The sequence below is a fragment of the Streptococcus troglodytae genome (assembly GCF_002355215.1).
Classification (GTDB): domain Bacteria; phylum Bacillota; class Bacilli; order Lactobacillales; family Streptococcaceae; genus Streptococcus; species Streptococcus troglodytae.
The window spans coordinates 1,718,217-1,742,205 of the sequence record NZ_AP014612.1 but is presented as its reverse complement, the minus strand read 5'-3'; the positions used below and the strand labels follow the sequence as shown (position 1 = coordinate 1,742,205).

At 36.5% G+C, this 23,989-nt stretch carries 25 protein-coding genes and 2 pseudogenes; 18 read left to right on the top strand and 9 right to left on the bottom strand.

Features of this window, described 5'->3' with window-relative positions:
- Positions 1-7: 7 nt before the first annotated feature.
- The 8 genes from SRT_RS08420 to SRT_RS10360 all read left to right on the top strand — a co-directional run bounded on the left by SRT_RS08420 (position 8) and on the right by SRT_RS10360 (position 5,503).
- Positions 8-1,171, top strand: a complete 1,164-nt coding sequence (locus SRT_RS08420) for a hypothetical protein (protein WP_128833762.1) — start codon at positions 8-10, stop codon at positions 1,169-1,171.
- Positions 1,164-1,907 carry a methyltransferase domain-containing protein gene (locus SRT_RS08415; RefSeq protein WP_128833761.1) on the top strand — a complete coding sequence of 248 codons (744 nt, stop codon included), beginning with the start codon at positions 1,164-1,166 and terminating at the stop codon, positions 1,905-1,907. The genes SRT_RS08420 and SRT_RS08415 overlap by 8 nt, the downstream gene beginning before the upstream one ends.
- Positions 1,894-2,604 carry an SDR family NAD(P)-dependent oxidoreductase gene (locus SRT_RS08410; RefSeq protein ID WP_128833760.1) on the top strand — a complete coding sequence of 237 codons (711 nt, stop codon included), beginning with the start codon at positions 1,894-1,896 and terminating at the stop codon, positions 2,602-2,604. Before SRT_RS08415 ends, SRT_RS08410 begins: the two co-directional genes overlap by 14 nt.
- Positions 2,605-2,614: 10 nt before the next feature.
- On the top strand, positions 2,615-3,523 hold the full coding sequence (locus SRT_RS08405) for a hypothetical protein (protein ID WP_128833759.1): 909 nt from the start codon (positions 2,615-2,617) through the stop codon (positions 3,521-3,523).
- A 15-nt stretch (positions 3,524-3,538) separates the two neighbouring features.
- On the top strand, positions 3,539-4,777 hold the full coding sequence (locus SRT_RS08400; protein ID WP_128833758.1) for an aminotransferase class III-fold pyridoxal phosphate-dependent enzyme: 1,239 nt from the start codon (positions 3,539-3,541) through the stop codon (positions 4,775-4,777).
- 204 nt (positions 4,778-4,981) lie between these two features.
- Complete coding sequence (locus tag SRT_RS10445) at positions 4,982-5,131, top strand: hypothetical protein (protein WP_167373730.1); 150 nt, start codon at positions 4,982-4,984, stop codon at positions 5,129-5,131.
- A gap of 17 nt (positions 5,132-5,148) precedes the next feature.
- Positions 5,149-5,388, top strand: a complete 240-nt coding sequence (locus SRT_RS08395) for a hypothetical protein (protein WP_128833757.1) — start codon at positions 5,149-5,151, stop codon at positions 5,386-5,388.
- Entirely contained in the window at positions 5,318-5,503 is a 186-nt protein-coding gene (locus tag SRT_RS10360; protein WP_162604150.1) for a hypothetical protein, read from the top strand. Before SRT_RS08395 ends, SRT_RS10360 begins: the two co-directional genes overlap by 71 nt.
- 500 nt (positions 5,504-6,003) lie before the next feature.
- Here SRT_RS10360 and SRT_RS08385 read toward each other — a convergent pair whose 3' ends face one another.
- The 3 genes and pseudogenes from SRT_RS08385 to SRT_RS08375 form a co-directional block, all read right to left on the bottom strand.
- Positions 6,004-6,906 carry a helix-turn-helix domain-containing protein gene (locus tag SRT_RS08385; protein ID WP_128833756.1) on the bottom strand — a complete coding sequence of 301 codons (903 nt, stop codon included), beginning with the start codon at positions 6,904-6,906 and terminating at the stop codon, positions 6,004-6,006.
- 257 nt (positions 6,907-7,163) lie between these two features.
- Positions 7,164-7,494, bottom strand: a pseudogene (locus SRT_RS10895) (aldo/keto reductase); the annotation flags it as partial.
- Between the two features lie 20 nt (positions 7,495-7,514).
- Positions 7,515-8,561 carry an SDR family oxidoreductase gene (locus tag SRT_RS08375; protein WP_128833755.1) on the bottom strand — a complete coding sequence of 349 codons (1,047 nt, stop codon included), beginning with the start codon at positions 8,559-8,561 and terminating at the stop codon, positions 7,515-7,517.
- A 176-nt stretch (positions 8,562-8,737) separates the two neighbouring features.
- On the opposite strand from SRT_RS08375, the gene SRT_RS08370 reads away from it, so the two are divergent.
- The 6 genes from SRT_RS08370 (at position 8,738) to SRT_RS08345 (ending at position 12,443) form a co-directional block, all read left to right on the top strand.
- Positions 8,738-9,196 carry a MarR family winged helix-turn-helix transcriptional regulator gene (locus SRT_RS08370; RefSeq protein WP_128833754.1) on the top strand — a complete coding sequence of 153 codons (459 nt, stop codon included), beginning with the start codon at positions 8,738-8,740 and terminating at the stop codon, positions 9,194-9,196.
- Between the two features lie 10 nt (positions 9,197-9,206).
- Positions 9,207-9,893 carry a tRNA (adenosine(37)-N6)-threonylcarbamoyltransferase complex dimerization subunit type 1 TsaB gene (tsaB, locus tag SRT_RS08365; protein ID WP_128833753.1) on the top strand — a complete coding sequence of 229 codons (687 nt, stop codon included), beginning with the start codon at positions 9,207-9,209 and terminating at the stop codon, positions 9,891-9,893.
- Positions 9,893-10,327 carry a ribosomal protein S18-alanine N-acetyltransferase gene (gene rimI, locus SRT_RS08360; protein WP_002267466.1) on the top strand — a complete coding sequence of 145 codons (435 nt, stop codon included), beginning with the start codon at positions 9,893-9,895 and terminating at the stop codon, positions 10,325-10,327. The genes tsaB and rimI overlap by 1 nt, the downstream gene beginning before the upstream one ends.
- A 14-nt stretch (positions 10,328-10,341) precedes the next feature.
- Positions 10,342-11,352 (top strand): tRNA (adenosine(37)-N6)-threonylcarbamoyltransferase complex transferase subunit TsaD, encoded by a 1,011-nt coding sequence (gene tsaD, locus SRT_RS08355; protein ID WP_128833752.1) that lies wholly within the window; start codon positions 10,342-10,344, stop codon positions 11,350-11,352.
- A 79-nt stretch (positions 11,353-11,431) separates the two neighbouring features.
- The gene (locus SRT_RS08350; protein ID WP_128833751.1) at positions 11,432-12,130 is read left to right on the top strand and encodes an AzlC family ABC transporter permease; all 699 of its coding nucleotides are present in this window, start codon (positions 11,432-11,434) and stop codon (positions 12,128-12,130) included.
- A complete protein-coding gene (locus SRT_RS08345) occupies positions 12,120-12,443 on the top strand; it encodes a branched-chain amino acid transport AzlD family protein (protein ID WP_128833750.1) in 324 nt (107 codons plus the stop codon). Before SRT_RS08350 ends, SRT_RS08345 begins: the two co-directional genes overlap by 11 nt.
- Positions 12,444-12,535: 92 nt before the next feature.
- On the opposite strand, the gene SRT_RS08340 is transcribed toward SRT_RS08345, so the two are convergent.
- Together SRT_RS08340 and aao are read right to left on the bottom strand one after the other, a co-directional pair.
- Complete coding sequence (locus SRT_RS08340) at positions 12,536-12,961, bottom strand: YjdF family protein (RefSeq protein WP_161940047.1); 426 nt, start codon at positions 12,959-12,961, stop codon at positions 12,536-12,538.
- A gap of 196 nt (positions 12,962-13,157) precedes the next feature.
- On the bottom strand, positions 13,158-14,333 hold the full coding sequence (gene aao, locus SRT_RS08335) for an aminoacetone oxidase (RefSeq protein ID WP_128833748.1): 1,176 nt from the start codon (positions 14,331-14,333) through the stop codon (positions 13,158-13,160).
- 131 nt (positions 14,334-14,464) lie between these two features.
- Here aao and SRT_RS08330 point away from each other — a divergent pair, with 131 nt between their 5' ends.
- On the top strand, positions 14,465-14,980 hold the full coding sequence (locus SRT_RS08330; RefSeq protein ID WP_002262626.1) for a DUF536 domain-containing protein: 516 nt from the start codon (positions 14,465-14,467) through the stop codon (positions 14,978-14,980).
- Positions 14,981-15,101: 121 nt separating this feature from the next.
- Here SRT_RS08330 and SRT_RS08325 read toward each other — a convergent pair whose 3' ends face one another.
- Both SRT_RS08325 and SRT_RS08320 read right to left on the bottom strand, forming a co-directional pair.
- Positions 15,102-15,401 carry a YbaB/EbfC family nucleoid-associated protein gene (locus SRT_RS08325; protein WP_128833747.1) on the bottom strand — a complete coding sequence of 100 codons (300 nt, stop codon included), beginning with the start codon at positions 15,399-15,401 and terminating at the stop codon, positions 15,102-15,104.
- A gap of 259 nt (positions 15,402-15,660) precedes the next feature.
- On the bottom strand, positions 15,661-17,937 hold the full coding sequence (locus SRT_RS08320) for a Xaa-Pro dipeptidyl-peptidase (protein ID WP_128833746.1): 2,277 nt from the start codon (positions 17,935-17,937) through the stop codon (positions 15,661-15,663).
- A gap of 114 nt (positions 17,938-18,051) precedes the next feature.
- Here SRT_RS08320 and gla point away from each other — a divergent pair, with 114 nt between their 5' ends.
- The 3 genes from gla (at position 18,052) to SRT_RS08305 (ending at position 20,798) form a co-directional block, all read left to right on the top strand.
- A complete protein-coding gene (gene gla, locus SRT_RS08315; protein WP_128833745.1) occupies positions 18,052-18,921 on the top strand; it encodes an aquaglyceroporin Gla in 870 nt (289 codons plus the stop codon).
- Between the two features lie 171 nt (positions 18,922-19,092).
- A complete protein-coding gene (locus SRT_RS08310; RefSeq protein WP_128833744.1) occupies positions 19,093-19,851 on the top strand; it encodes a CppA family protein in 759 nt (252 codons plus the stop codon).
- Positions 19,848-20,798: a serine hydrolase domain-containing protein gene (locus tag SRT_RS08305; RefSeq protein ID WP_128833743.1), complete on the top strand. Its 951-nt coding sequence runs from the start codon at positions 19,848-19,850 to the stop codon at positions 20,796-20,798. The genes SRT_RS08310 and SRT_RS08305 overlap by 4 nt, the downstream gene beginning before the upstream one ends.
- 132 nt (positions 20,799-20,930) lie before the next feature.
- Here the strand turns inward: SRT_RS08305 and SRT_RS08300 are convergent, their stop codons facing one another.
- On the bottom strand, positions 20,931-21,371 hold the full coding sequence (locus SRT_RS08300; RefSeq protein WP_128833742.1) for a GNAT family N-acetyltransferase: 441 nt from the start codon (positions 21,369-21,371) through the stop codon (positions 20,931-20,933).
- A 153-nt stretch (positions 21,372-21,524) separates the two neighbouring features.
- A pseudogene (gene pflB, locus SRT_RS08295) lies at positions 21,525-23,851 on the bottom strand (formate C-acetyltransferase).
- Positions 23,852-23,989: the final 138 nt, after the last annotated feature.

The following is a 23,989-nucleotide window of genomic DNA, read 5'->3' as shown; positions in this document are numbered from 1 at the left end:
AGTTAAAATGGAGGAGAATATGATTGGATTAAATTTTGTCTTTGAAAAAGATGAATTGCTGTATTCACTGAAATTATCAACTCAAATTGATCAAAACTATAGCTTGGATTATTTTGATTTTGATAATCAAAGTTTTGAAGATTTTATTGATTACTTAGAATTCTTAGAATTTGATCAATATATCTTTATTAAGCTTGAAGAAAATAATAGATTAAAACATCTTGTTAGCTATTTAAAAGCCCAACTTGATATGAAAATTGAAGTAATGGCTATTGAGAATCTTGATAGTTTACTTGAAGAGTCTAAAATACAGGAAATTAAAACTGAATTAGAAAATCATGATTTATATCACAAACTAAGCTCTCTTAAAACAGAGAAAATCTTTCAAAATGGCTTCAAAGCTTTTAAAACTGCTACTTATCCAAATTTGCCTAAAGGTTTGTTGAAACACGCTTTTGTTGATGATTTGGGGAAATTTATTTCAGAAAATCATAATTTACTAAATCATTTCGCAATCAACAGTGCTGTCTATACACATAACAAAGTTGCTAAAGAAGAGTGGCCAGTTATTATTAAACCTGTGGCAGATTTTCAAAAACTGAACTTTAAGATTTTGAATCAGGAGTCTTTGAAGACTCTCTTTAGACAGTTTATAGATTTTGGCCGAGTAAGCTTGACAAATTATATTGCAGATTATGGTGTGTTGACAGGAATTGCTAATTTAAATTCCTTATACTTCATGGAGGGGCAGTTTTATTTAGATTCTCAAGCGAAAATGAGACTTGGAAATTCAGGAGACAGCTACCAGAAACTCCATAATCAAGCTAGTTTGCAATTATCGGAAATTGATAATTTATTAATAAAAGAGAATGTAAAATATTTGTTGACAGTCCTATTAGACATTACCCATGTTTACGGAGAAATGGATTTTATTACTCCGTACAACAACTACCAAATTAAAGCAGTGGATGTACCACTTAACCAGTTGGAGTGGATTGCCTTTAAAAATGATAGTGCACATTTTGCTTTTAATATTAAAACTGGGCGTTTATTTAAAGTGAATGGTTTAGTTACCCAATATTTAGAATGCATCATTAAGGATAAGACCGGTAACATTGACAATAAGAAAATAATGAGTCAAGTGAAGGAGATGCTGCAAGTTTATGGATAAATCATTAATTTTTAGTAAGCTTCAAAAAAGAGCAGAAGAGTTAAAGCTCATTGAGAATCTTTATGAGGATGATATCTTTGCGAACTACTACCAATCAATTGTTAATCAAGATGAATTGTTAGAGGATGATATTGACAGCTATAAACAATTTTTTGATAAGTCAATGCCCATTTTAGAAATTGGTAGTGGGACAGGTAGAATTTTTAACCCTTTATTTGAAGATGGCTATAATATTTTTGGTTTAGAGCCTGCAAAAGAAATGGCAAAGTATATTACCGATGAAGGCCGAGATAGGATTTATTCTCTTACCCTACAAGAAATTGGGAATCTTCCGCAGAAAAACATCGAGGTCATTATTATTCCGGCGACGACAGTTTCGCTTTTCAGTCATGGAGATTTCTATGGTTTTTTGAAAAAGATTAAAGAAACTCAGCCCCATATTAAGAGAATTGTATTTGACTTCTTAAAAGAAAGCTTTTTTGAATCAACGGCTGGTCTTATACAATCTAGCCAAATAAATGGTGAAAAATTTTACAATGTTAACTTTTTTGATCAATCTGAAGAACGGATTATCTACAATTTGGTAAGTCCTCAGAAAATAGGTATCTCTATTAAATATTCTTATTCGTATGAAGTATTAGAAGGCATGTTTAGAAAATTAGGACTTAGTTTGAAACTTGTGAAGGATTTAGACAGTTATGCCATGGTAGAAGGAGTTTTTCATGGGGAAGAATAATTTGCTTTTAATTGGTTCAGAAAGTCATATTTGTCAGGGCTTTTTGAAAAATTATTCCGAGGATTTTGACCAAATCGTTGGAATTGATTTTCCCAAAAAATCTAGCAGTTTAACAACTTACCTTTCTGTTGATTTTCGACAAGATGATTCTTTCCACAAGATGGAAACCTTTTTAAAAGAATTAGACCTAAACTTTTCCAGCGTTGTGTTTACTTCTGGTATTAATTATATGAATGATGCATTTGGAGTGACCCTTAAGGATTGGGAAAACACATTTGATATTAATGTAAAGGCAGCTCTCTTTTCTATGAAGGCAATTTATAGCTATCTGTCTGACAAAGCTTCTATCGTTTTTATAGCTTCGCAAAATGGTGTTGTTGCTCACGAACAAAGAATAGATTATGGACCTGCCAAAAGTGCCTTAATCCAATTGGCGAAAAATCTATCAGTTGATTACGCTAAAATAGAAGATAAGGATATCAGGGTCAATACAATCTCGCCTTCATATATCATTAATGATAGTAATAAGGAACTGTTATCTTCGGGCTTTGGGAAACGCTTACTAGCAAAGATTCCTTATAGGAAGTTTGTGACGGTTGAAGATGTTAGTCAGACACTATTTTTCCTTCTAAGTGAGAACAGCAGAGCTATGCGTGGACAAAATCTCATTTTAGATTATGGTTATACTATCATTTAGGAGGTAGATAATGTATCAAACAATAGAAGAATATAAGGATATTCAGTACCAAATTAACGATAATAGAAGATGGCTATATAATGTCCGAAACGATCGTATGATTACGTCCAACCATCATTTGGAAAAGTATTTGGAAGCTATTGAAGAACCTGATAACCCTCTGCACGATTTTTATACCTCTCCTTATAGGAGAGGGAAATGGACCAACTTTCACCTGATTAGACTAATTTTAGATAGTTCTAAGATTAATGCTTTCTATAAAATTTCTTTATTTTTAAATAGATGGTATTTAACACTTTTGATGTTAATAAGCAGTTTTATCTTGCTACCTATTGTAGCAACAGCAACCTCTGTTGATTTGACTCATTTTTCACTGGAACACTTTTCAGCTTGGGATATAGCAGCTATTTATTTTGTGACTACTGTGATAATTCTCCCATTGCATGAATATGCTCACTTTTCAGTTTATTATAAGTATTTGAAACCATCTAAAGTTACTTTTGGATTCTCTTTGAGATATTTTTCTATGCCTGTCTTCTTTATCAAGGTTCCTTTTTATAAAATTTTAAAAGGAAGAAAGAAGAATGAGTTGGTTTTAGCTGGTGTAAAATTTCAAGTTGCCATTTGGTTTTTCTTAACCTTAATAGCTTTGATATATCCATCTAATTTCCTATTTGGATTAATTATTGTTAATCTAGGACTTATTATTACCAATTTATTGCCGTTTTTAAAATTAGATGGTTATTGGTATCTTAGCAACTTGCTTAAGGTAGAGGACTACATGGCTTATTTCAAGGATATGTTTTCAAAGAATAAAAAGTTCAGATTAGATATCTTTTTGTTAGGTATCGTAAATTTTCTTATGATCATTCTTTCCATTATTAGTTTTATTCATAGTTTACTTGGCCATTTTATTTAGAAGGTGAGGAGAAAAATGAAAAATTATGCTTTGCTAAACGGTGCTTATGATAATAAAACCATGTATGATTTCAAGCCCGTCAGGGCAGATAACACTTATTTATATGATAGTCAAAATAGGAAGTATCTTGATTTAAGAAGTGGTTTATGGAATACTTCACTTGGTTATATTGATTCTCTCTACCAACGGGTTTCCAAGCGATTTGATCAAGTATTAAATAAAAAACTCCCCTATCTTGATATTCATTCTTTTCAACATGATATTTACGATGAAGTGGCCCAAAAAGTCTTAGAGCTAACAGGGCAAGCTTTTAAGCGAGTTCTTTATACGAATTCTGGTTCAGAAAATACAGAATTAGCTTTAAAAATCGCTGATTATACCAATAAGAAGGGGGAAAATAATCGTATTCTAGCCTTTAAAGATTCTTATCATGGAACCTTCTTTGGCGGTGTTTCAGTGAGTGGTATTGATCAAGAAATCAATAGTTCTTTCTATCCGAAATATGGAGAAGTAACGTTTATAGACTACCCTAAATCTGCAGAACAAGAAAAAAATGTCCTAGATTATATTGCCAATGTAGCTTCTTTCTATGATGTCATGATGATTGAACCGATTTTGGCTTCGGCAGGTATCTACTTTGCCAGTATAGATTTTTTCAATGCACTTTTAAAACTACTGAGAAAAAATCAAGTCTTGATTGTCTTTGATGAGGTAGCTACTGGATTTTTTAAAACAGGGAAGCCGTTTTATTTCCAACAGTTATCTGAAAAACCGGATATTTTATGCCTCAGTAAAGCTATTAATAACGGCATTACATCTTTTGGCTGCGTCTGTGTTAATGAAGAAGTTGACGCAAAATTACAGAAAAATCCCAAAACGATGGAGCACTTCTCAACTCAAAATGGGAATCTTTTAGGATTAGAGTCGGCTAATATTGTTCTGGATTACTATCTTAAGTCTAGAGACGTTATAGAAGGCAAAGTCAAAGATATTTCTGATAGTATTTCAAATGTCTTAGATTCACAAAATGTGTTCTACCGTAATCAGGGAATTATGACAGCGATTAGGACAGAAAGCAACCAATCGTTACAGCTAATGAAGTCGTTAGAAAAACTTGGGATACTTACTTATCTTTACGTTAATGAAGAAGAAGAGGGACTGTCTATTATGCCACCGATTAATATTAATCTAAATGTTTTAGAAAAAGCTCTCAAATTGATTTCTAAAAAAATTGAAAGTCAAAATTCCTTTTAAGCTCAGTTTTTAGAGATAAAAACTTTGAAAGGGGGTGATGAAATGGAAGAAAAGAAGCAAATGTCTAATGTGAACCTTTATCAAGAAATTGAAGTTGACGAATTAAACACTAACTTTGGAAAGTTAATTTGGCAAGCATTATTACAGCCAGTCATTTTATAGCTTAATCAAATTTCTAATATAATTTTGAAGGGAGGTGATAGAATGAAAGGACAAAATAAAAATGAGACAAAGCTGCCTGTTTTAGAATTTGATGAAATTACTTCAGAAGAATTAAATGGATGGGGGTCTTATGCTTTAGGGGTAGCAGTAGGCGCAGGAGGAAGTTTAGCTGTTGCTGTTGCTATCACTTAATATAGAGAGGAGTTGCTGTGAAAATATTACTTTCAAGAAAGCTATTCTATTTTGAAGTTTTCATAACATTAATATTAGTATATTTAGGTTCAAGTTTTTTAAAGAATCATGAGGTACTAACGAATTTTCAAATTTTGTTAATTAGTATGCTGTCGATTCTTGCTGTTTTTACAGCAGGAGTTGCAGTTGCAAATTTTAAAACAAATCAAAAAATTAAAAGAAGGAGAAAAAATGATGGAAAAAGAGTTGATGTTTGAAGAGGTCACAGTTGAAGAATTGAATGGAGTTAATCTTAATGACTTTAATAATGGGGTTCTGGCAGGAGTGGGAGTTGTTGCAGCAGGAGCTGGACTTGCCGCTGTTCTGACATAGACAGATAGAATTCTTTAAGATGGGGACAAACTTCTTTTTGGAGGTTTGTCTTTTTGTTTATTTATTTGAATAAGTTACAGTAAAAAGTGTTCTGTGCTGATCTAATAAATCAAAAAAGAAAAGCCCTGTAATACCCTTAGCAAGCGAATATACCTGCCATAGATATTACAGAGCTAGTTAGTATACTATTGGGAATTGTCAAGCCGGCTCACCCCAGATGAATCATTCCTAACAATATTAATTATTAGTATATTACCATTCCTAAAAGAACAAGGGTAGTTAAGACTTCCAATACTTTTTTCAAGTTCATTTGATAAAAACTTCCTTTCATTTGATGAGTCCATTCTACCCCAGATTCCTCAAAGCAACAACGACATTGGTGTCACCTCTTGTAAAAAGAATGTTTTTTTAAAGAGAGTAATCCTTTGTGTACTGGTGATTTCACTCCTTGCTTTAAAAGTATAGACGCTAAAGTTATAAACTTAACAACGTCCCCCCTGCTAGTCTATCCCATCATTTGCCATCTCTATTTTAACATCTGCAATGATAATAGGATCACCGAGAATTTCGCCCATAACCAAGGCTTGCTGGTAGAGTTCCTTGGCTTTTTCCTTATCCTTGACAACATTTATATAGTACTTGGCTTCAAGCTCCAAAAGTGCTGGTTTGTAGGTGGGGAGCTGAGCCTTATCGATAATTAGCTGAGCCTTCTCTAGTAAAGGAAGAAGGTTCTGGTAATCATCATGAAGGACATGAACAGAAGCAGCCTCAATAACAGCAATCAAAAATTCAATGTTATAAAGTTCCTCTGCTGTCAGCTCTTGCTTGAGCAATTTTTGTTCAAGCAGCTTAAAGGTTGCGTGATCATAGACCGCTGTTTTTCCGCACTTCTGTAAAAAATAGCTCATGTAAAGATAGTCATTAAAGGCAAAAGTCTCCTTTTTGAGGACTTGCTCAAGGGCATCGTCGTAAATCTCCTCAATGTTAGGAATGTCCTTTTGATGGGAACTCTCTAGGATATTCTCTGACAGATCCAAAAAGAGCAGTTCATCCTCGGGCAGGATGTCAAAGTATTTGTCATAGATTTCTTCGATCAGCTCCTGCTTCTGCTGGAGCCTTTCCTTATCGGCATAGGTAGGGAATTTCACGATTTGTCCCTTTAACTCCCAGTAATGGTCTGGTATCTGGATGTCCTCACCTTCTAGCAAATTAGCGATTTTCACTCCTAAACGCTCAGCAATGAATTCTAATTTTTCTAAAGTCGGCAAAGACTGCCCGCCCTCAATCCGCTGAAGCTGACGAATGGTCAGCTTTGCTTCGTCTCCGCACAAAAGGCTCTGTGTGAGTTGCTTGCGATTCCTTTCTGCTTTAATCCGCCGTCCTAAATCTTCTTTTATTGTCATGATGGTTCAATTCCTCCAATATGCCGATTATATCATTATCTCCTATGACTGTACAGTATCAAGAATGGTTTTCTGTTATTCTGGATTCTGAAATGCTCGGTTTAGATTTTACACTTGTTGTTATGTCTATCTTTAAGTTTAGTTATCAGCTATGGTGTAGTCCATAAAACTTAAAAAAACCGGCTCTATCATATCTGTAGTAGCAAGTTCACGTTTTTGTAGAAGATTGATCAAGGGTTGAGTTTTTTAAGATTGCGATTGTTTAGTCTATTGTTAACAGTTTGTGTAATTGTCTTAGCAGAACGCAAAAGCGGGAACCATCTATCGGCAAGATAGATAGCTTCCATCAGATGGACTTCTTTTTCTAGCCGTTTGAGGGTATTGACGATAAATTTTTCTGAGTTTCCATGTCTCTAATATTCAGCGGTATCAAGCCAATTAGTCTTTCCTTACAAAGAGACTTAAATGATATCATAAACCGAATGACTGGTAAGAGGTTTCCACAATTTTTACCCTGATTGCTGAATTGCTAACTTCCCAGTCCGATAGGAGAAGATTTGACGATCTCAAAGGTCTTAAGCTTTCCATAGAAAAGCTCCTTTTGACTATTAGTTCAGATAACTGTGATTGCGATACCAGCGGATAGTGTCTAACAAGGTTTCCTCAAAAGGTCGGAATTGCCCGCCAAGTTCCTGCTCAGTTTTTTTATGGCTAAAATATGTCCGAAGATATTCTTCAGCTGTGATGTCTGCAATTTCTTTACTGACCAGAACAGGCTTGCCAGTAATCTTATGATAAAGCTCATTCCACTGAGCTAATGCCTGAACAAGAAAAATAGGAATATGGCGTTTTGGAGCAGGAATGCCTGTTATTTCTTCCAAGGTTTTGAAGATACTTTCCATAGTCATATGACGTCCTGCGGCCAAATAGCGTTCATTTCTGCGCCCGTATTTTAGAGCTAAAATATGAATGTTTGCAACATCTCTGGCATCAACGACACTGTAGCTAGCTTTGGTGATGATCCCGGGTAGTTTTTGCTGCATGTAATCCAAGATTAGTTGTCCCGTAGCAGTTGGTCCCATATCTCCCGGACCATACATAGAACCTGGTAAAACATAGCAAAGAAATAAATCTGGATACTCCTTAAGAAAATAGCTCACAGCATTTTCGCTTAAGATTTTACTACGATAATAATCTAATTTGGTATTGGGATCTCGTGACATGGTCTCATCAATGAGTTGATTGCGTCTCCCTCTAAGCACGGCAATAGAAGACGTATGAACCATTTGACGAATACCTTCTTCATAGGCTGCTTTTAATAAATGAGTGGTTCCTGTAACATTAGTATCGTAGAGTTCTTGCCAATGTTTTCCGCCTTTATGACTATCGCGAAAAAAAGCAGCTGTATGAAAAAGAGTGTCGCAATCAGTAAAAGCAGATCGAAAAGCTTCGGGGTTAAGGATGTCTCCTTTAACATATTGGATAGGTAAATCACCAAATTGTAACCTAGCTTTTTCCATGGAACGTACGAGAGCAGTGACTTTTATCCCCTGCTTAAGTAAAGCACGAACAAGATTGTTGCCTAAAAGACCGGTGGCACCAGTTACAAAAGCATGTTTGATAGTTCTTGGACTTCTTGTGTTATGAGACTTCATTTCAATTGTCCTTTCTTAGTGGCTAGTCAATTAATAAAGAATTTAATCCAAAAATAGATGACATGTCATCTATTTTTGGATTATTTTATATTTTTTAACTTAAATTGTCAACAATTTGGTGAATCTAGTGTAAAATAATAAAGAAGCGAATTATATTTTTAGAAGGAAAGTGCACAATGTCATTGAAAGGGTCTCAATTTAGGTATTTATTTAAAAGTGCTGAAAAACTGGCTATGAAAGAATTAAGTAAATTATTAGAACCTTTGGGAATAACTCCTAATCAAGGAGAAGTCCTTGTCATATTAGGAAGCTGTGCTCCGCTATCTTTAAAAGAATTAGGAAATCTACTCATCTGTGAAGAAAAAAGTCCTAGCAGATTGGTGCAGTCACTTATTAAAAAGGGATTACTCTCTAAGGAAAAATCGAGCAATGATGGCCGCAGTTTTCTTCTTTCTTTAACGCCTGCAGGTCAGGAATTGCTTCCAAAAATTAAAGAGCAGGAAAACATATTTGATCAAAATCTAGAAAAAGCGTATCCAGAAATTGAACACTTCAGTCAAGCTTTAAGAGAGTATACGAAAGGTAGTTTTTACGAGGAGAAACTCAAACGTCGTTTCCTCTGGAATGAAGAATGAAAGGAAATTCATGAAAATTTTAGCATTTGATACCTCTAGCACAGCGCTCTCTGTTGCTATTTTAGAAGATGATCGGTTATTAGCTGACACAAGTCTCACTGTTAAAAAGAATCATAGCATTAGTTTGATGCCAACTATTGATTTCTTGATGGAGTCAGTTAATTTAAATCCTCAAGATTTGGATAGGATTGTAGTTGCTGAAGGCCCAGGTTCTTACACAGGTCTGCGCGTGGCTGTAGCGACAGCGAAGACCTTGGCTTATACGCTTACTATTGATTTGGTTGGCGTGTCCAGTTTGGCAGCGCTTGCGCTTAACAGTCATCATGAAGGGCTCATTGTACCTATCATGGATGCCAGACGGCATCATGTTTATGTTGGCTTTTATGAAAATGGCAGAGCAGCGAAGGCTGATCGATATGCTTCTTTGAGTGCTGTTTTGGAACAGTTAAAAGGAAGAAAACAAGTCACCTTTGTAGGAGAAGTGACAGCATTTCGCCAAGAAATTAATCAGACCTTTCCTGAGGCAAAAGTCTTGGAAGTTCTGCCATCCGCTTTTAAAATCGGTCAGGTCGGACAAAAACTTACTCCAGTTGATATTCATGCTTTTGTTCCCAAATACCTTAAAAAAGTGGAAGCAGAAGAGAATTGGCTCAAAACGCATGAAGATTCTGGTCTTTCTTATGTCAAACGGGTGTAATGATGAAAGATGAGAAAAACCAAGAAATAGCTGCTATTCTCTTTGCCATCCTAGAGGATGTTTATCAGGTCTCTCCTTGGAGTCAAAAACAGATTTTGACTGATATGAATCGTCTAGATGTGGATTATTTTTTTGTTTATGATGATAAGGAAATTGTGGGCTTTTTATCTATTCAGCATTTAGTAGGGGAGTTAGAATTGACAAATATAGCTATTAAGAAAGCCTATCAAGGACAGGGGCTAGGTAGTCAACTCTTAGCAATGTTAACAAAGGATGAACTGCCCATCTTTTTAGAAGTGCGAGCTTCCAATCAAGCAGCACAGGCCCTTTATCAAAAATTTGGCTTTCGGTCTCTTACTACAAGAAAGGATTATTATCATAATCCTAAAGAAGATGCCATTTTGATGAAACGTGAAGGTTTAGTAGATTATTAAGATAAGAAGGACATATGATAGATAGATACATTTTAGCCATCGAATCATCTTGTGATGAAACCAGTGTGGCCATTTTAAAAAATGAAGATCAACTTTTAAGCAATATTATTGCCAGTCAGGTAGAAAGTCATAAGCGTTTTGGTGGTGTGGTACCAGAAGTTGCCAGTCGTCATCATGTCGAAGTTATTACACTGTGCATTCAGGATGCTTTACAGGAAGCTGGAATTACTGCAGGCGATTTATCTGCTGTCGCAGTGACTTATGGTCCAGGTCTTGTTGGAGCTCTTTTGGTAGGAATGGCAGCAGCTAAAGCTTTTGCTTGGGCCAATCATTTGCCCTTAATTCCAGTTAATCATATGGCAGGTCATTTAATGGCGGCGCAAAGTATTGTCGATTTGCAGTATCCGCTTTTAGCGCTCTTGGTGTCAGGGGGGCATACAGAACTTGTCTATGTAGCTGCTCCCGGTGATTATCGTATTGTTGGGGAGACTCGAGACGATGCTGTTGGTGAGGCATATGACAAAGTTGGACGCGTCATGGGCCTTACTTATCCTGCAGGCAAAGAAATTGATCAACTAGCTCATCAAGGACAAGATATTTATGATTTTCCGCGTGCTATGATGAAGGAAGATAATCTTGAATTTTCCTTTTCAGGCCTTAAATCAGCTTTTATTAATCTTCATCATAATGCCCAACAAAAAGGAGAGCAACTCCGCTTAGAAGATTTATGTGCCTCTTTCCAAGCAGCTGTTTTGGATATCTTGATGGTGAAAACAAAAAAGGCTTTGGCAGCTTATCCTGTAAAAACTTTGGTTGTTGCTGGAGGTGTTGCAGCTAACCAAGGTCTTCGTGAACGCTTAAAAGAAGGCATAAAAGATATTAATGTTGTCATTCCCCCACTACGCCTTTGTGGTGATAATGCTGGAATGATTGCTTATGCTGCGGCTGTTGAATATGAAAAAGGCCATTTTGCAGAACTTGACTTAAATGCTAAACCAAGTTTGGCTTTTGAAGGGTTAGAATAAAAATAAATACTCTGAACCTCATGTTCAAGAGTATTTTTCTGTGTTATAATAAAGGCATTATCTTTTGTGGAGAAATTATATGCAAGAAAAAGGCTTCAAGGAAGGAGTTCAGGCTTCTCTGCCGACCGCTTTAGGATATGTTAGTATTGGACTGGCCTGTGGGGTTGTAGGAGCAAATTCAGGTTTAACGCCTTTTCAGATGGGCTTAATGAGTCTGTTAGTCTATGCTGGCAGCGCTCAATTTGTCATGTGTGCCATGTTTGCAGCTGGTGCAGATTTGTTTTCAATCGTCATGACTGTTTTTTTAATTAATCTTCGAAATTTCTTGATGAGTTTGCATGCGACAACGATCTTTACTAAATCCAGCCTTTGGCAAACTATCTGTATCGGAACACTCATTACAGATGAGAGTTATGGTGTTCTCTTGAATGAACATGTTCATCATAAAAATATGAGTACAGCTTGGATGCATGGCAATAATATTACGGGGTATATTGCTTGGTTATTTGCAGTTGTTTTGGGCACTGCCTTGGGTTCTGTTATTCCTAATCCTGAGATGCTTGGTTTGGATTTTGCGCTTGTTGCTATGTTTGTTTCTATCTTTGAATCTCAATTAGCCGCTATGATGCAGTTCGTAAAGCTTAAAAAGATCGGTCTCATTTTATTGGCTGTCACTTTATCTTATTTTTTATTAGTCATTATGATATCTGAATCTTTGGCTGTTTTACTTTCAACATTAATAGGTTGTTTTGTGGGGGTGCTTCTTGATGTCAAATAATTTTATTTTACTTGCCATAGGACTTAGTGCCTTAGTAACATGGATTCCACGGATTGCTCCCTTTATTTTAACCAAATATAAAGACTTGCCGAATTTTATGATTCGTTTTCTCAATTATTTGCCAATTACGATTATCTTTGCTTTAACATTATCTAGCGTTGTCATTGAAAGAACAGGGCATTTACCAAGTATCAAATGGTTGGAATTGTTGGCGGTTTTGCCGACTTTCTGGGTGGCTGCCAAGACAAAGAATATTCTCTTAGCAGTGGTAGCAGGAGTTCTTATAATGGCTTTTCTAAGATTTGTTTTTTGAAGATAGAGCACTTTGGTCCTTATTCCTGCCAAGGAAGGTAAATGTTTTTACTATCTTTCTGTGATAATAAAATTAAAAAAAGCAAGAACAACTCAGTGTCCTTGCTTTTTTTGATGACGCTTTTTCTGCTTAAGTTGATATTTGTACTGTTTTAGAGCCTGACGTTTTTCTTTGCTTTGAGATTTTTTCTCTTGTTTGAGAGCTTCATGAAGCTTTTGCATTTCTGCCTGAGCCTTAGTCGAAACTGCCTCTTGTTTCTTTGATTTGTTGAGAACCCTTTGCATACGCTTGGGATTCATTTTCTTAGGCTGCGGTATATCATTAACATGAGAATCAGTTTTGATACGATCGTATTTCTTAATCAAGCTGGGCAGCTTTTTAGCAATAAAGTTCCAAATATCAAAATCTTTAGGCTCTTTACCAAAGGGATAACGAAAGGCTTTATATTGTCCTTTACGGTTGACATGTTCAACCAAAGCGAACCAAAATGTACCATCAAAATAGACTGTCAATTTCATGATAGTCCCCTCCCAAAGAAAATTTGATAAAGGACGACCTGGAGGGAAGGTTACTGACATCATCACGATGCTTGCAGACTACCAACTGCAATGTGTTTTTATATCATAGATATTATAGCACGATGAGTGACGCAGGTAAAGCTTGTTTCTTAGTCATTGAATTGTTGCGCAGGCAAAGTTTAAAGTAATATTATAATTATTGGTAGTGCAAACTGCCAGCAACCCAGCCAGTACAAAGGGCTGCTGTGATATTGAATCCGCCAGTATGAGCATTAATATCAAGCACTTCACCAGCAAAATGTAGACCAGAAACCGTTTTGCTTTCCAAGGTTTTAGGATTGATTTCCTTTAAATCAATACCACCCTTGGTCACAAAAGACTTAGCTAGAGACATTTTACCAGTAATTGGAATCGGTAAAGCTTTGATTTTCTGGAGAATTTTTTCCAAATCTTTTTTGGAAAGCTGTTTGACTTTGTGGTCATAACCTTCTGATAGAAATGCTGCTAGACGTTCAGGCAAGAATGTCTTCAAGGCATTTTTCAACGATTTTTCCCGATTTGTTTCAATTTTTTCCTGCAATGCTTCTTTGGTAAGCTGTGGTAATAAGTCTAAATAGGCTGTTTCTCCTCCCTGAATAAAAGTGGATAAGCGCAGTGCTGCAGGACCAGATAGACCAAAATGCGTAAAAAGCAGATCATGATTAATCTGATGTTTACCACATGTCAATGTCACATCATCAAGTGAAATCCCCTGTAGCGCTTTGTGGGGAAAATCAGTCAGTAGAGGACTCTCAGCGGCTTCGAGATGGGTCACTGTCAATTTGAAATGGTTAGCAATGGCATAGCCAAAGCCAGTTGAACCGGTGGAAGGATAAGATTTTCCGCCAGTTGTAATAATCAACTGCTGGCAGGTGAAAGCTTCATCAGCTGATTTAACAATAAACTGTCCATCCTCTTTTTTGACGGAAACAATTTCGCACTGTGTCTTAATTAAACCACCAAGTTCTTTGATTTTTCTTTCCAGACAGTCAATAATAGTGCGTGATTTGTTTGTTTTGGGAAAGACTCTGCCGTGATCTTCGACTTTTAAAGCGACTCCGTTTTCTTCAAAAAAAGACATAATATCATGATTATCAAATTGAGAAAAGACACTATGGAGAAAACGTCCATTGCCGGGAATACCGGCTAGTAAATCCGCCAAAGTGCCGTTGTTGGTGACATTACAACGTCCTCCGCCAGTGCCAGCTAACTTTTTACCCAGCCGTTTGTTCTTTTCTAGAAGGAGGGCTTTCTTACCATGAAAACTAGCGGAAATGCAGGCCATCATACCTGCAGGTCCGCCGCCGATAACGATTGTATCAAAATGTGTCATGATTTTATTCTAGCATAAATGATGCTCCTTTAATAGGAAAAGAAACAGGTTGTTTTCCTATCATAAATTGACAGATTAAGGGCGATATGATACTATCTTCATAGTATTAATTCTGTAAAAATGAGGATATTATGGCAATTGAAAAGACAGTCAGCGAATTGGCTGAGATTTTAGGAGTGAGCCGACAAGCGGTTAATAATCGTGTCAAATCTTTTCCTGAAGAATATGTTGAAAAGAATGATAAAGGTGTTACTGTTGTTAATCGTGCTGGTCTGATCAAATTAGAAGAAATTTATAAGAAAACTATTTTTGAAGATGAACCTGTCAGTGAAGAAGCAAAACAACGTGAATTTCTAGAAATTTTGATTGATGAGAAGAATACAGAAATCACCCGTCTTTATGATCAGCTCAAAGCAAAAGACAGTCAGCTAGAATCTAAAGATGAACAGCTGCGTATCAAAGATGTTCAAATCGCTGAAAAAGATAAGCAAATTGATCAACAACAGCAATTAACATTAACGGCTATGCAAGACAAAGAACAATTGAAGCTGGAACTTGATGAAGCCAAAGCAGAAGTTGAAGAAATTCAAAGCCAGCAAGAAGGCATTAAAAAAGGCTTTTTTGCGCGATTGTTTGGTGGAAAATAAAGGGCTTCTGTATGTAAGGGATTTTTTAGGCAGTTATCAGGAAAATAGCCATTAGCATGTTTTTAAAAAGAAAACTGGCTCATTCTCTTTGAAGAGAATGGCCAGTTTTTTGTTGTAAGGATTAGAATGGTAATTTACCTGCAAATGCTCCCATCGTTTTTTGCGTAGCATCTTCAATTTGCTTAAGTGCATCATTAACAGCCTGAACAGTCATATCTTGCAAAGTCTCAGTATCATCTGGGTCAACAACTGCTTTGTTAAAATCAATAGAAACCAGTTTCTTATCTCCCGTAAAGGTTGCTGTAACAAGATCTTGTGCAGATTTACCAATAAAAGTCATGCTAGCCAATTCAGATTGCTTTTTTTCCATTTGCTTTTGCAATTTTTGCGCTTGTTTCATCATATTTTGCATATTCATCATAATATTTTTAAGATTCCTTTCCTGACAAGGGTTTGAGCCTTGTTTGAATTTGTTTGTGGACTAAAATCGTCTTATTGAAAAGTAAGAACTGAGTTGTCAGTCTGTTTTTTATTATATCATTTTTAACTGGCTAGGGGAAGAAGTTTTACATTGATAGTGTTAGAGGTTTTTAATGTTATATTAAGACAGATCTTAGGAGGAAGATCGAGCTTTCTTTCTTAAGAGCGAAAATTTTTTACGCTTTTTACATGTATTGGCCTTAAGCAATGGGAATTTCGATAGTTGATTTTGCTAAATCAACTACCAAAATATAATTGCTGTTATCACGAATGGTTTGTTCAAAGTCTGTAGTATAGAGAACAATTCTGAGACTGTCTCCTTTTTGTAGCTGATAAAGACTTGCTTGGAGATTAAAAGTAATGGTCATCCATTTGTTGGGAAAGATATCTTCAATCGTTAAGAGGTCTGTGCGATTTTGTAAATTAAGGACGCCTTTTGTGATGATGCGATAAGGCGCTTTTTTAAAAGGTAGTTCTCGTAAAGCTTCACGGGAGAAATTTTGCCCATTGTCAATGCTATTGTGTTCAAGGATTGTTGGTAAGTCAGAGAAACGTTTTTTTTGACCATAATCAAGAACTTGGGCAGAGAGCAGTCCTTTATTACTGCTGGATTTAAGTGTGAGATTGAGTTTGATTTGTCCATTAACTAGCATATCTTCTTGGATGGGTAAATCAATGGCAATTTCGTTAGCTTTCTTGAGAAAAAGGTCGTGTTTAAAAGCATGATAGTCATCACTGTAGCGCTTAAAATCAGAAGAAGGATAGTGATTATCAATGATTTTTTTCTTTTGCCCAAGAGAAAATTGACGTATCTGATGAGAGCCAAAATTGTTAAGATTTTTCCAAGTTTGTACTTGTGAATTATCCTGCCAAATAATAGTTGGTAATTGAAAATGATTCTGTAGACCTAATAGTTCTTCGCTTAAAAGGGCGTTCATACTCTCACGAAAATCAATGGATTGCCAGTTATGCATATAGACATGTTGCCCTTGATGAAGAAAAATATGTTTTTGAATCTGCTCTGGCAGAGCATTAAAAATGTAATAGACTTGGTTTGGTTTGACATTCCAGTCTTGCAGGCCATGAGTGTAGACAACATGTGCTTTGATCTTATGAGCATGAGGAAGATAATTGCGATCCTGCCAAAATTGATTGTAATCGCCACTGGTGCGATCACTTTGTTTAACTTGTTCTGCTAGCATTTTTTGATATTGCGCATTATTTCTTAGATAATCGCCAGCTGCTAAATTTCGAGAATAGGTCAATTCCGTCAGAACATCTATATCCTCTCCCGGATAGCCACCGGGACTGCACACCAGACCATTTTCACGATAATAATCATACCAAGAAGAAATAGCAGATTCCGAAATAATGACCTTAAGTTCTTTAATACCAGTCGTTGCTAGCCCTGTTGACATGGTTCCTAAGTAGGATTTTCCTGTTGTGGCTACCAAACCATTAGTCCAGTCAGCCATAACCCTTTTATCACGCTTATGACTCGTATAGGCAGTAGCTCTGCCATTCAACCAGTCAATAACAGCCTTAAAGGATTCGATTTGAGCATAATCACCGCTTGTCATAAAGCCATCGGAATCTTTGGTGCCAACACCTGATACATAAATGTTAGCAAAACCGCGAGCTAGAAAGTAATCATTGAGGGTATAGCTGTCAATGTAAGAAAAACTTTCTTGTGCAGGACTAATTGGCAAATTGGAAGAGGGAGCTTGCAGAGCCTGAAAATGGGTATCAGTGACAGTGATAGTAGCAGCTTTTTTAACAGTCAATTCACCTTTCATTTGATGCAATTTTTTATCGGCTCCTTTATCATTTGTTCCTTGATGATAGGGACTGGCTGTCATGACGACTGGTAGTTTTGCCTTTGTTTGGGGGCGAATAATATTGACCTTAATGAGATCCAGTTGTCCATCTTTATCGGTATCAAGGGGAGCTTCGACATAAACAATTTCACGGATGAGGGCATTCGTATCAAAGGTTGCTAAACTCTTGCCATTAAAATAACGATAATGGTTATCGGCTGGCAAAAAGCCTTGACTGACCAACTTATCAATCAAAGTCATTCCATTTTTAGTACGCGTCCCCAGCAATTGATAAAGATTCAGTAAGAACTGCTTTGGTTGAAAGACAATAGGAAAATGATTGTGTTTAATAAAGGTCTTGACTTCGTCAAAATCAATATAAGGCGTGAATTCCAAGAGTTGCAAGGCTATAGTATAGAAAATTTCCTCTGTTAGTTTTCGATCAGATTGCAAAAAAGTTGCTAAATCAGTTTGACTATCAGCAATTATACTTTTGAAAACATCACCTTTATCGGGATTGTGGATGTAAACTTGACTAACAAAGGTCGTTAAGTTTGCTTTATTGGTTTTTTGACTGTTGATTTGAAAACCAAGTTCTTTTAGCTCTTTTTCAGCCTGTGAGACTGAAGTGCCGATATAACTGTATTGATTATATTTCATAGGGACCTTTCATAAAGTAAACGTTTTAATTTTCTAAGAGTCTTTACATTATCTATTATACTTGATAAAATGATACATGTCTAAAAAATTAAAATGCGGAGGAATAATAGACAAATGGATGTTACATGGACTGTGAAATATATCACAGAATTTATTGGTACTGCTCTACTCGTTATTTTGGGGAATGGTGCCGTTGCAAATGTAGAATTGAAAGGAACAAAGGGTTATAAGAGTGGCTGGGTTATCATCACCTTAGGTTATGGTTTTGGTGTGATGCTGCCTGCTTTGATGTTTGGTAATGTATCTGGTAACCATATTAATCCTGCTTTCACGCTTGGTCTTGCAATATCGGATCTTTTCCCTTGGAAACAAGTACTTCCTTATATTCTTGCACAAATGCTGGGAGCTATCTTTGGTCAGTTGATTGTTGTGGCAACCCATGCTCCTTATTACAAGCAAACTGAAAGTTCTGATGGTATTTTGGGAACATTCTCTACTATCTCAGCTGTAGATGATGGTACGGATGCAAGCAAGAAAGCTTCACTTATCAATGGTTTCTTAAATGAGTTTGCTGGTTCATTTGTGCTTTTCTTTGGTGCACTTGCTCTTACGAAAAACTACTTTGGTGGTGAAATTGTTCAGCAATTAAATACCATGGGAACCGATGTAACATCTTCTACTTTTAAATTCTCTCAAGTTGGTCTGACAGTGGGTGCTAATGTTAATTCTGGTTTGGCGATAGCTCACCTTGGTTTAGGTTTCCTTGTTATGGCATTGGTAGCATCTTTAGGAGGTCCTACTGGACCTGCCCTTAATCCTGCCCGTGACTTAGGTCCGCGTCTTCTTCACCATTTCTTGCCAGAATCCGTACTTGGTAAATCTAAAGGTAGCTCAAAGTGGTGGTATTCTTGGGTTCCAGTCATTGCACCAATCCTTGCTGGAATAGCAGGCGTTGCCTTGTTCAAATATTTATATATGAAGTAATCAATTAGATTAACAAAAAGCTGAGTTATTTGCTCAGCTTTTGTTTTTTTTACTTTCGTCTTTCGGTTATTTTTAATTTTATGTTAAAAAAGTATTAAAGGAAGCATACAATTTCTTGTCAAATCTTCATATTTTGTCTAAAATAGAACTACTAAGGGAGGATTGGACAAGATGACAGTATTTGAACAGATGGAGTTTTACTCACCCGTTTTACGGATTAATAATCGTGAAGAAAATATTGATTTCTATCAGAATACTTTAGGTTTCAAAGTGCTTTCTGAAGAAAATTCTTTGGTCATTTTTGGGGATTGGGCTCAAGCAGGCAGTCTCTTTTTGATTGAAGAGTCACCAGATATTCGTACAAGAGCAGTAAAAGGGACAAAAAAACTCAATAAAATAATTATCAAAGCTAGTAAGACTGAAGAAATTGCTGCTTTACTAGCTAATGGAGCTCAGGCAGATAAGGTTTTTAAAGGAGCTAATGGCTATGCTTTTGAGGCCATTTCTCCTGAAAAGGATCGCTTTCTTATTCATGCTGAAGATGATTTAACGACTCTTCAAGAGACTAAACAAGCGGATTATCAGTCTTTACCTGATTTTAAAGGGCTGTCAGCTTTCAAAGTGGAAAGTATGTGTTTAAATGTTCCTGATAAGGTAAAATCGCAGGATTTTTATCACGATCTCTTTCAAAATCAATTTCCAATTTTGTTAGATTTTGTTGAGACTTCTGGAGAGGACCTAACCATAAAACCTCATATTGCCTGGGATCTGGAAATTTTAGAAATTCGAGTTGCCAAAGATTATGATCTTGCTGCTTTAAAAGATTATCTTGAAGAAAAAGGACAGAACATTTACTTAGATAAGAAAGAAAGGGTTTTGGTTCTTTCAGATCCAAGCCAGATTGAAATTTGGTTTCGTAAAGTAAAATGAACTATCAGAAAATTATTGATAAGATTAATCAACAGATTAATCAACACGTTTATTTAGGAGCAAGTTTAGCACTTTATGATGGTCAATGGCAGGAATTTTATTTAGGAGAAACAATTCCTCATCATAAGACAAAAGCAGGTCTAGTCTATGATCTTGCTAGTGTTTCTAAGGTAGTCGGTGTTGGGACAGTTCTTATCTTTTTGCTTCAGGCTAATCATTTAAAGCTTGATGATCCTCTCCAGGTTTATTATCCTAATTTTCATGACTCCTCAGTAACCATCAGGCAGCTTTTAACGCATACAAGTGGTATTAATCCCTTCATTCCCAACCGAAATAAGTTGGACTTTGCAGCTCTCAAACAAGCAATCAATCACATTGAAGTTACTAAAACTAAATCTTTTCATTATACAGATCTTAATTTTATTTTGTTAGGTTTTTTGTTGGAAGCATTCTATGATCAGCCTTTAGATAAGATCATAAAAGAACATGTTTTTAAGCCTTTTGGGATGGAAAAGACAAGTTTTGGACCTGTTAAAAGAGCAGTACCAACGGACAAAACAATCCCTATTGGAAGGGTGCATGATCCAAAGGCTAAAGTTTTGGGCATTCACACAGGTTCAGCAGGACTTTTTTCAAATTTAGAAGATTTAAAGTGCTTTGTTAACCATTATTTAAACGATGACTTTGCTAAGCCGCTGACTCAAGATTTTGCTTATGCCGACAAGACACGTAGTCTTGCTTGGGACTTAGCTGGTGATTGGCTGCTTCATACAGGCTATACCGGTACCTTTATTTTACTTAACATTAAAAAACAGAGTGCAGCTATTTTTCTTAGTAATCGTACCTATGAAAAAGATGAGCGTTCCCAGTGGATTTTAGATCGCAATGATTTAATTGAAGTGATTAAAGCTGGTTTAAAAAAAGATTCAGATAGCAATTGTGACTGATTTTCTAAGCTATAGATGAAGTGAGAGTTGAAACTACTGTACAATAAAAGGGTTGGGAAAAGGTGTCCCAACCCTTTTTGATAGTTAGTGGATTATGATGGTTGTACGAAGACAGTCATCATATAAAAATGTTTATGATAAAGCTTTTATCATAGTAATATGTTTAATACCAGCTTCCTCAAATTCTTGTCCTAAAGATTCAAACTGCATTCTTTGGTAAAAACCTTTGGCGCTTAATTGAGCATGTAAAGTCATTTGCTGATAGCCCTGCTTTTTGGCGAAGTCTATTGCAGCATTTAGAATGAGCTTTCCATAATTTTTGCCGCGATTGCCAGATAAAACAGCCATGCGCTGCAAGGTCACTGCGATTCCATTCTCGGCAGGCAAAAGACGACAGGTTGCAACAGCCTTATTTGTGTCATCATAAAGCACAAAATGAATGCAATGCGCTTCGTTCTTATCAACTTCAATAGCTAATGGGACACCTTGTCCTTGAACGAAAACGATATTTCTAATTTTAACTGCATCAAGATAAGTTGAGGACAGTGTGTCACGAGTGTAATTGATTTTCATAATATTATTGTAGACGAAAGTTTTTCAAATCACAAGAGCAGCTTTCTGAATTTATGAACTTTTAGAATATAAGAGTTTTACCGTTATTGATATACTGGAAACACAGCAAAGACCTCACTCATTAAAAGTGAGGTCTTTTAAACTGTTTAACACTTATTTGTTGTCAACCAATTCTGTAGCTGCATCATCCATTGAAAGAACTTCATGGAAAACACGTTGCGTCAATTCAGTCTTTTGTTCTTTAGTGAGGTATTTAGTGTTAACACAGTAACCTGAGATACGAACGATAACATCTTCACCATTCATGATCTTGTCATAAACATCTTTAAGATCCATAACGTTCAAGTTAACGTGTTGACCGCCACCTTCAAAGTAACCATCAAGAATTGTGACCAAGTTAGCAACTTGTTCATCGAATGTCTTACCAAGAGCTTTTGGTGAAACTTGAGTTGTCAATGAGATACCATCATTTGCGTGAGCAAAGTCAAGTTTCTTCAATGAGTTCAAGTTTTGCAACCAGCCACCGGAAGCTTTATTTGATGGATTAGCACCTGGTGAGAAGAATTCTACTTTAGATAGGTTCACAGAACCATCTTCATTGAGATAGACACCCTTGTGAACTGGAGAATTACCAGTTTGTTTAGAATAAGCAACATTAGAAGTGATTGTAAGCAATGATACAGTAGCTTCGGAATCTTTGTACAGTTTATGGCGTGCAAGACGAGTATGGAAAGCTTCAAGCAACCATTCAGCGATTGAGTCTACACGGTCATCATCTTCTCCGTAACGAGGGAAGTCTCCAACAGTTTCATAGTCGTAGATGTAACCATCTTCATCACGGATAGGTTTAACAGTAGCATATTTAATAGCTGACAATGAATCAACTGTATTAGAGAATCCGCAAATACCAAATCCCATATTGGCTTTAACACGTGTTGGCAAGAAAGCCATTTGAACAGCTTCGTAGTTATATTTATCAGTCATATAGTGAATGATATTCATTGCATCCACGTAAGTATCAGTCAACCAATCAAGCGCTTTTTCAAAATTAGCTTTAACTGTTTCAAAATCAAGGACTTCATCACGGATAGGTTCTACATCAAATACTTTGTAGTCTTTGTGAACATCGTCGTAACCGCCGTTAAGTCCTGTAAGAAGCGCTTTAAGAACGTTAACACGAGCACCAAAGTACTGCAGATTGTGGCGACGATCTTCGTTTTCAGGATCAAGCGGAGATACACAGCATGAGATACATGACATTTCACCATAACCTTCTTTAGCCATAGTTGTGACACCTTCATATTGAATTGAAGAATGCTTGTGGCTCATAGACATACAATAATGACGGAAAGCGTAAGGCAATTTACTTGACCAAAGACGGTTAAATTAGGTTCTGGAGCATTGCCAATATTATCAAGTGTATTTAGGAAACGGTAGTCCATCTTAGTAACACGGTGACGTCCATCAGCTCCCATACCAGCCATAGAAGTCGTAATAAATGTTGGGTCACCTGAGTAAAGTTCATCATAAGCTTTAGTACGCGCAAATTTGACTGTACGAAGTTTCATAACGAAGTCATCAACGAATTCTTGGATTTCTGATTCAGTGAAAGTGCCACGAGCAAGGTCACGTTCTGCAAAGATATCAAGAACGATTGGGACACGTCCAAGAGAAGTTGCAGCACCATTGATAACGCGGCAGACAGCCATAAAGGCGATATTAACCCATTGGATAGCTTCCTTAACATTCATAGCAGGTTTGCGAACATCAAGACCGTAAAGATCACCTAGTCGCACCACTTCACCAAGTGCTTGATATTGAAGGTTTACTTCTTCACGAAGACGGATTGATTCTTCGTCAATTTCAGCAATTGAGTTCCAGTCGTTCACTTTTTCTTGCATCAAGTAGTCAGCACCATAGAGAGCAAGACGGGCATAAACTCCAATAATACGTCCGCGAGAGTATGCATCTGGGAGACCAGTTACAGTGTGGGCATGACGTGCACGACGAATGTTTGAAGTGTAAGCGCGAAAGATACCATCATTAACAGTTGTTGCATATTTGGTAAAGATTTCATGAACGGCAGGGTCTGGTTCATAACCATGTTCTTTCAAAGCTGTTTCAGCCATGCGAATACCGCCTTTTGGCATGAAGTTCAGTTTAAAAAGTTCGTCGTTTTGGATACCAAAAATCAATTCGTTTTCCTTGTCAATATAACCTGCTGGGATATCAGCAATAGATGTAATACGTGTATCCATTGGAAAACGCGTTTCTTCGTAATGCGCTTTAGTTTCTTCTACGACTTTTTTGATGTGAAGTGAACGTTCAGTAGGGCCGGCAAGAAAACTTTCGTCTCCGTCATATGGAGTGTAGTTGTCTTGAACAAAGCGAGAAATGCTTGCTCTGTCTTTCCAGTCAGTTCCTTTAAAGCCTTCCCAGGCTTTTTCAAAAACGTCAGTGTTAGTTTTGACAGTTGCCATAATTGAGTTCCCCTCTATTCTAGTAACAGTTAATCTGTTACAATTTACGATTATATTCTATCATACAGTAACCGGTTACACAAGCGAAAGAACTTGCTTGTAAGCGATTTCTTTTATAATACAGTTTATTAAAAGAAG

Coding starts and splice junctions, on each gene's coding strand:
- SRT_RS08420 (WP_128833762.1), top strand. CDS start 8: ATGGAGGAGAATATGATTGGATTAAATTTTGTCTTTGAAAAAGATGAA.
- SRT_RS08415 (WP_128833761.1), top strand. CDS start 1,164: ATGGATAAATCATTAATTTTTAGTAAGCTTCAAAAAAGAGCAGAAGAG.
- SRT_RS08410 (WP_128833760.1), top strand. CDS start 1,894: ATGGGGAAGAATAATTTGCTTTTAATTGGTTCAGAAAGTCATATTTGT.
- SRT_RS08405 (WP_128833759.1), top strand. CDS start 2,615: ATGTATCAAACAATAGAAGAATATAAGGATATTCAGTACCAAATTAAC.
- SRT_RS08400 (WP_128833758.1), top strand. CDS start 3,539: ATGAAAAATTATGCTTTGCTAAACGGTGCTTATGATAATAAAACCATG.
- SRT_RS10445 (WP_167373730.1), top strand. CDS start 4,982: ATGAAAGGACAAAATAAAAATGAGACAAAGCTGCCTGTTTTAGAATTT.
- SRT_RS08385 (WP_128833756.1), bottom strand. CDS start 6,906: ATGACAATAAAAGAAGATTTAGGACGGCGGATTAAAGCAGAAAGGAAT.
- SRT_RS08375 (WP_128833755.1), bottom strand. CDS start 8,561: ATGAAGTCTCATAACACAAGAAGTCCAAGAACTATCAAACATGCTTTT.
- SRT_RS08370 (WP_128833754.1), top strand. CDS start 8,738: ATGTCATTGAAAGGGTCTCAATTTAGGTATTTATTTAAAAGTGCTGAA.
- tsaB (WP_128833753.1), top strand. CDS start 9,207: ATGAAAATTTTAGCATTTGATACCTCTAGCACAGCGCTCTCTGTTGCT.
- rimI (WP_002267466.1), top strand. CDS start 9,893: ATGATGAAAGATGAGAAAAACCAAGAAATAGCTGCTATTCTCTTTGCC.
- tsaD (WP_128833752.1), top strand. CDS start 10,342: ATGATAGATAGATACATTTTAGCCATCGAATCATCTTGTGATGAAACC.
- SRT_RS08350 (WP_128833751.1), top strand. CDS start 11,432: ATGCAAGAAAAAGGCTTCAAGGAAGGAGTTCAGGCTTCTCTGCCGACC.
- SRT_RS08345 (WP_128833750.1), top strand. CDS start 12,120: ATGTCAAATAATTTTATTTTACTTGCCATAGGACTTAGTGCCTTAGTA.
- SRT_RS08340 (WP_161940047.1), bottom strand. CDS start 12,961: ATGAAATTGACAGTCTATTTTGATGGTACATTTTGGTTCGCTTTGGTT.
- aao (WP_128833748.1), bottom strand. CDS start 14,333: ATGACACATTTTGATACAATCGTTATCGGCGGCGGACCTGCAGGTATG.
- SRT_RS08330 (WP_002262626.1), top strand. CDS start 14,465: ATGGCAATTGAAAAGACAGTCAGCGAATTGGCTGAGATTTTAGGAGTG.
- SRT_RS08325 (WP_128833747.1), bottom strand. CDS start 15,401: ATGATGAATATGCAAAATATGATGAAACAAGCGCAAAAATTGCAAAAG.
- SRT_RS08320 (WP_128833746.1), bottom strand. CDS start 17,937: ATGAAATATAATCAATACAGTTATATCGGCACTTCAGTCTCACAGGCT.
- gla (WP_128833745.1), top strand. CDS start 18,052: ATGGATGTTACATGGACTGTGAAATATATCACAGAATTTATTGGTACT.
- SRT_RS08310 (WP_128833744.1), top strand. CDS start 19,093: ATGACAGTATTTGAACAGATGGAGTTTTACTCACCCGTTTTACGGATT.
- SRT_RS08305 (WP_128833743.1), top strand. CDS start 19,848: ATGAACTATCAGAAAATTATTGATAAGATTAATCAACAGATTAATCAA.
- SRT_RS08300 (WP_128833742.1), bottom strand. CDS start 21,371: ATGAAAATCAATTACACTCGTGACACACTGTCCTCAACTTATCTTGAT.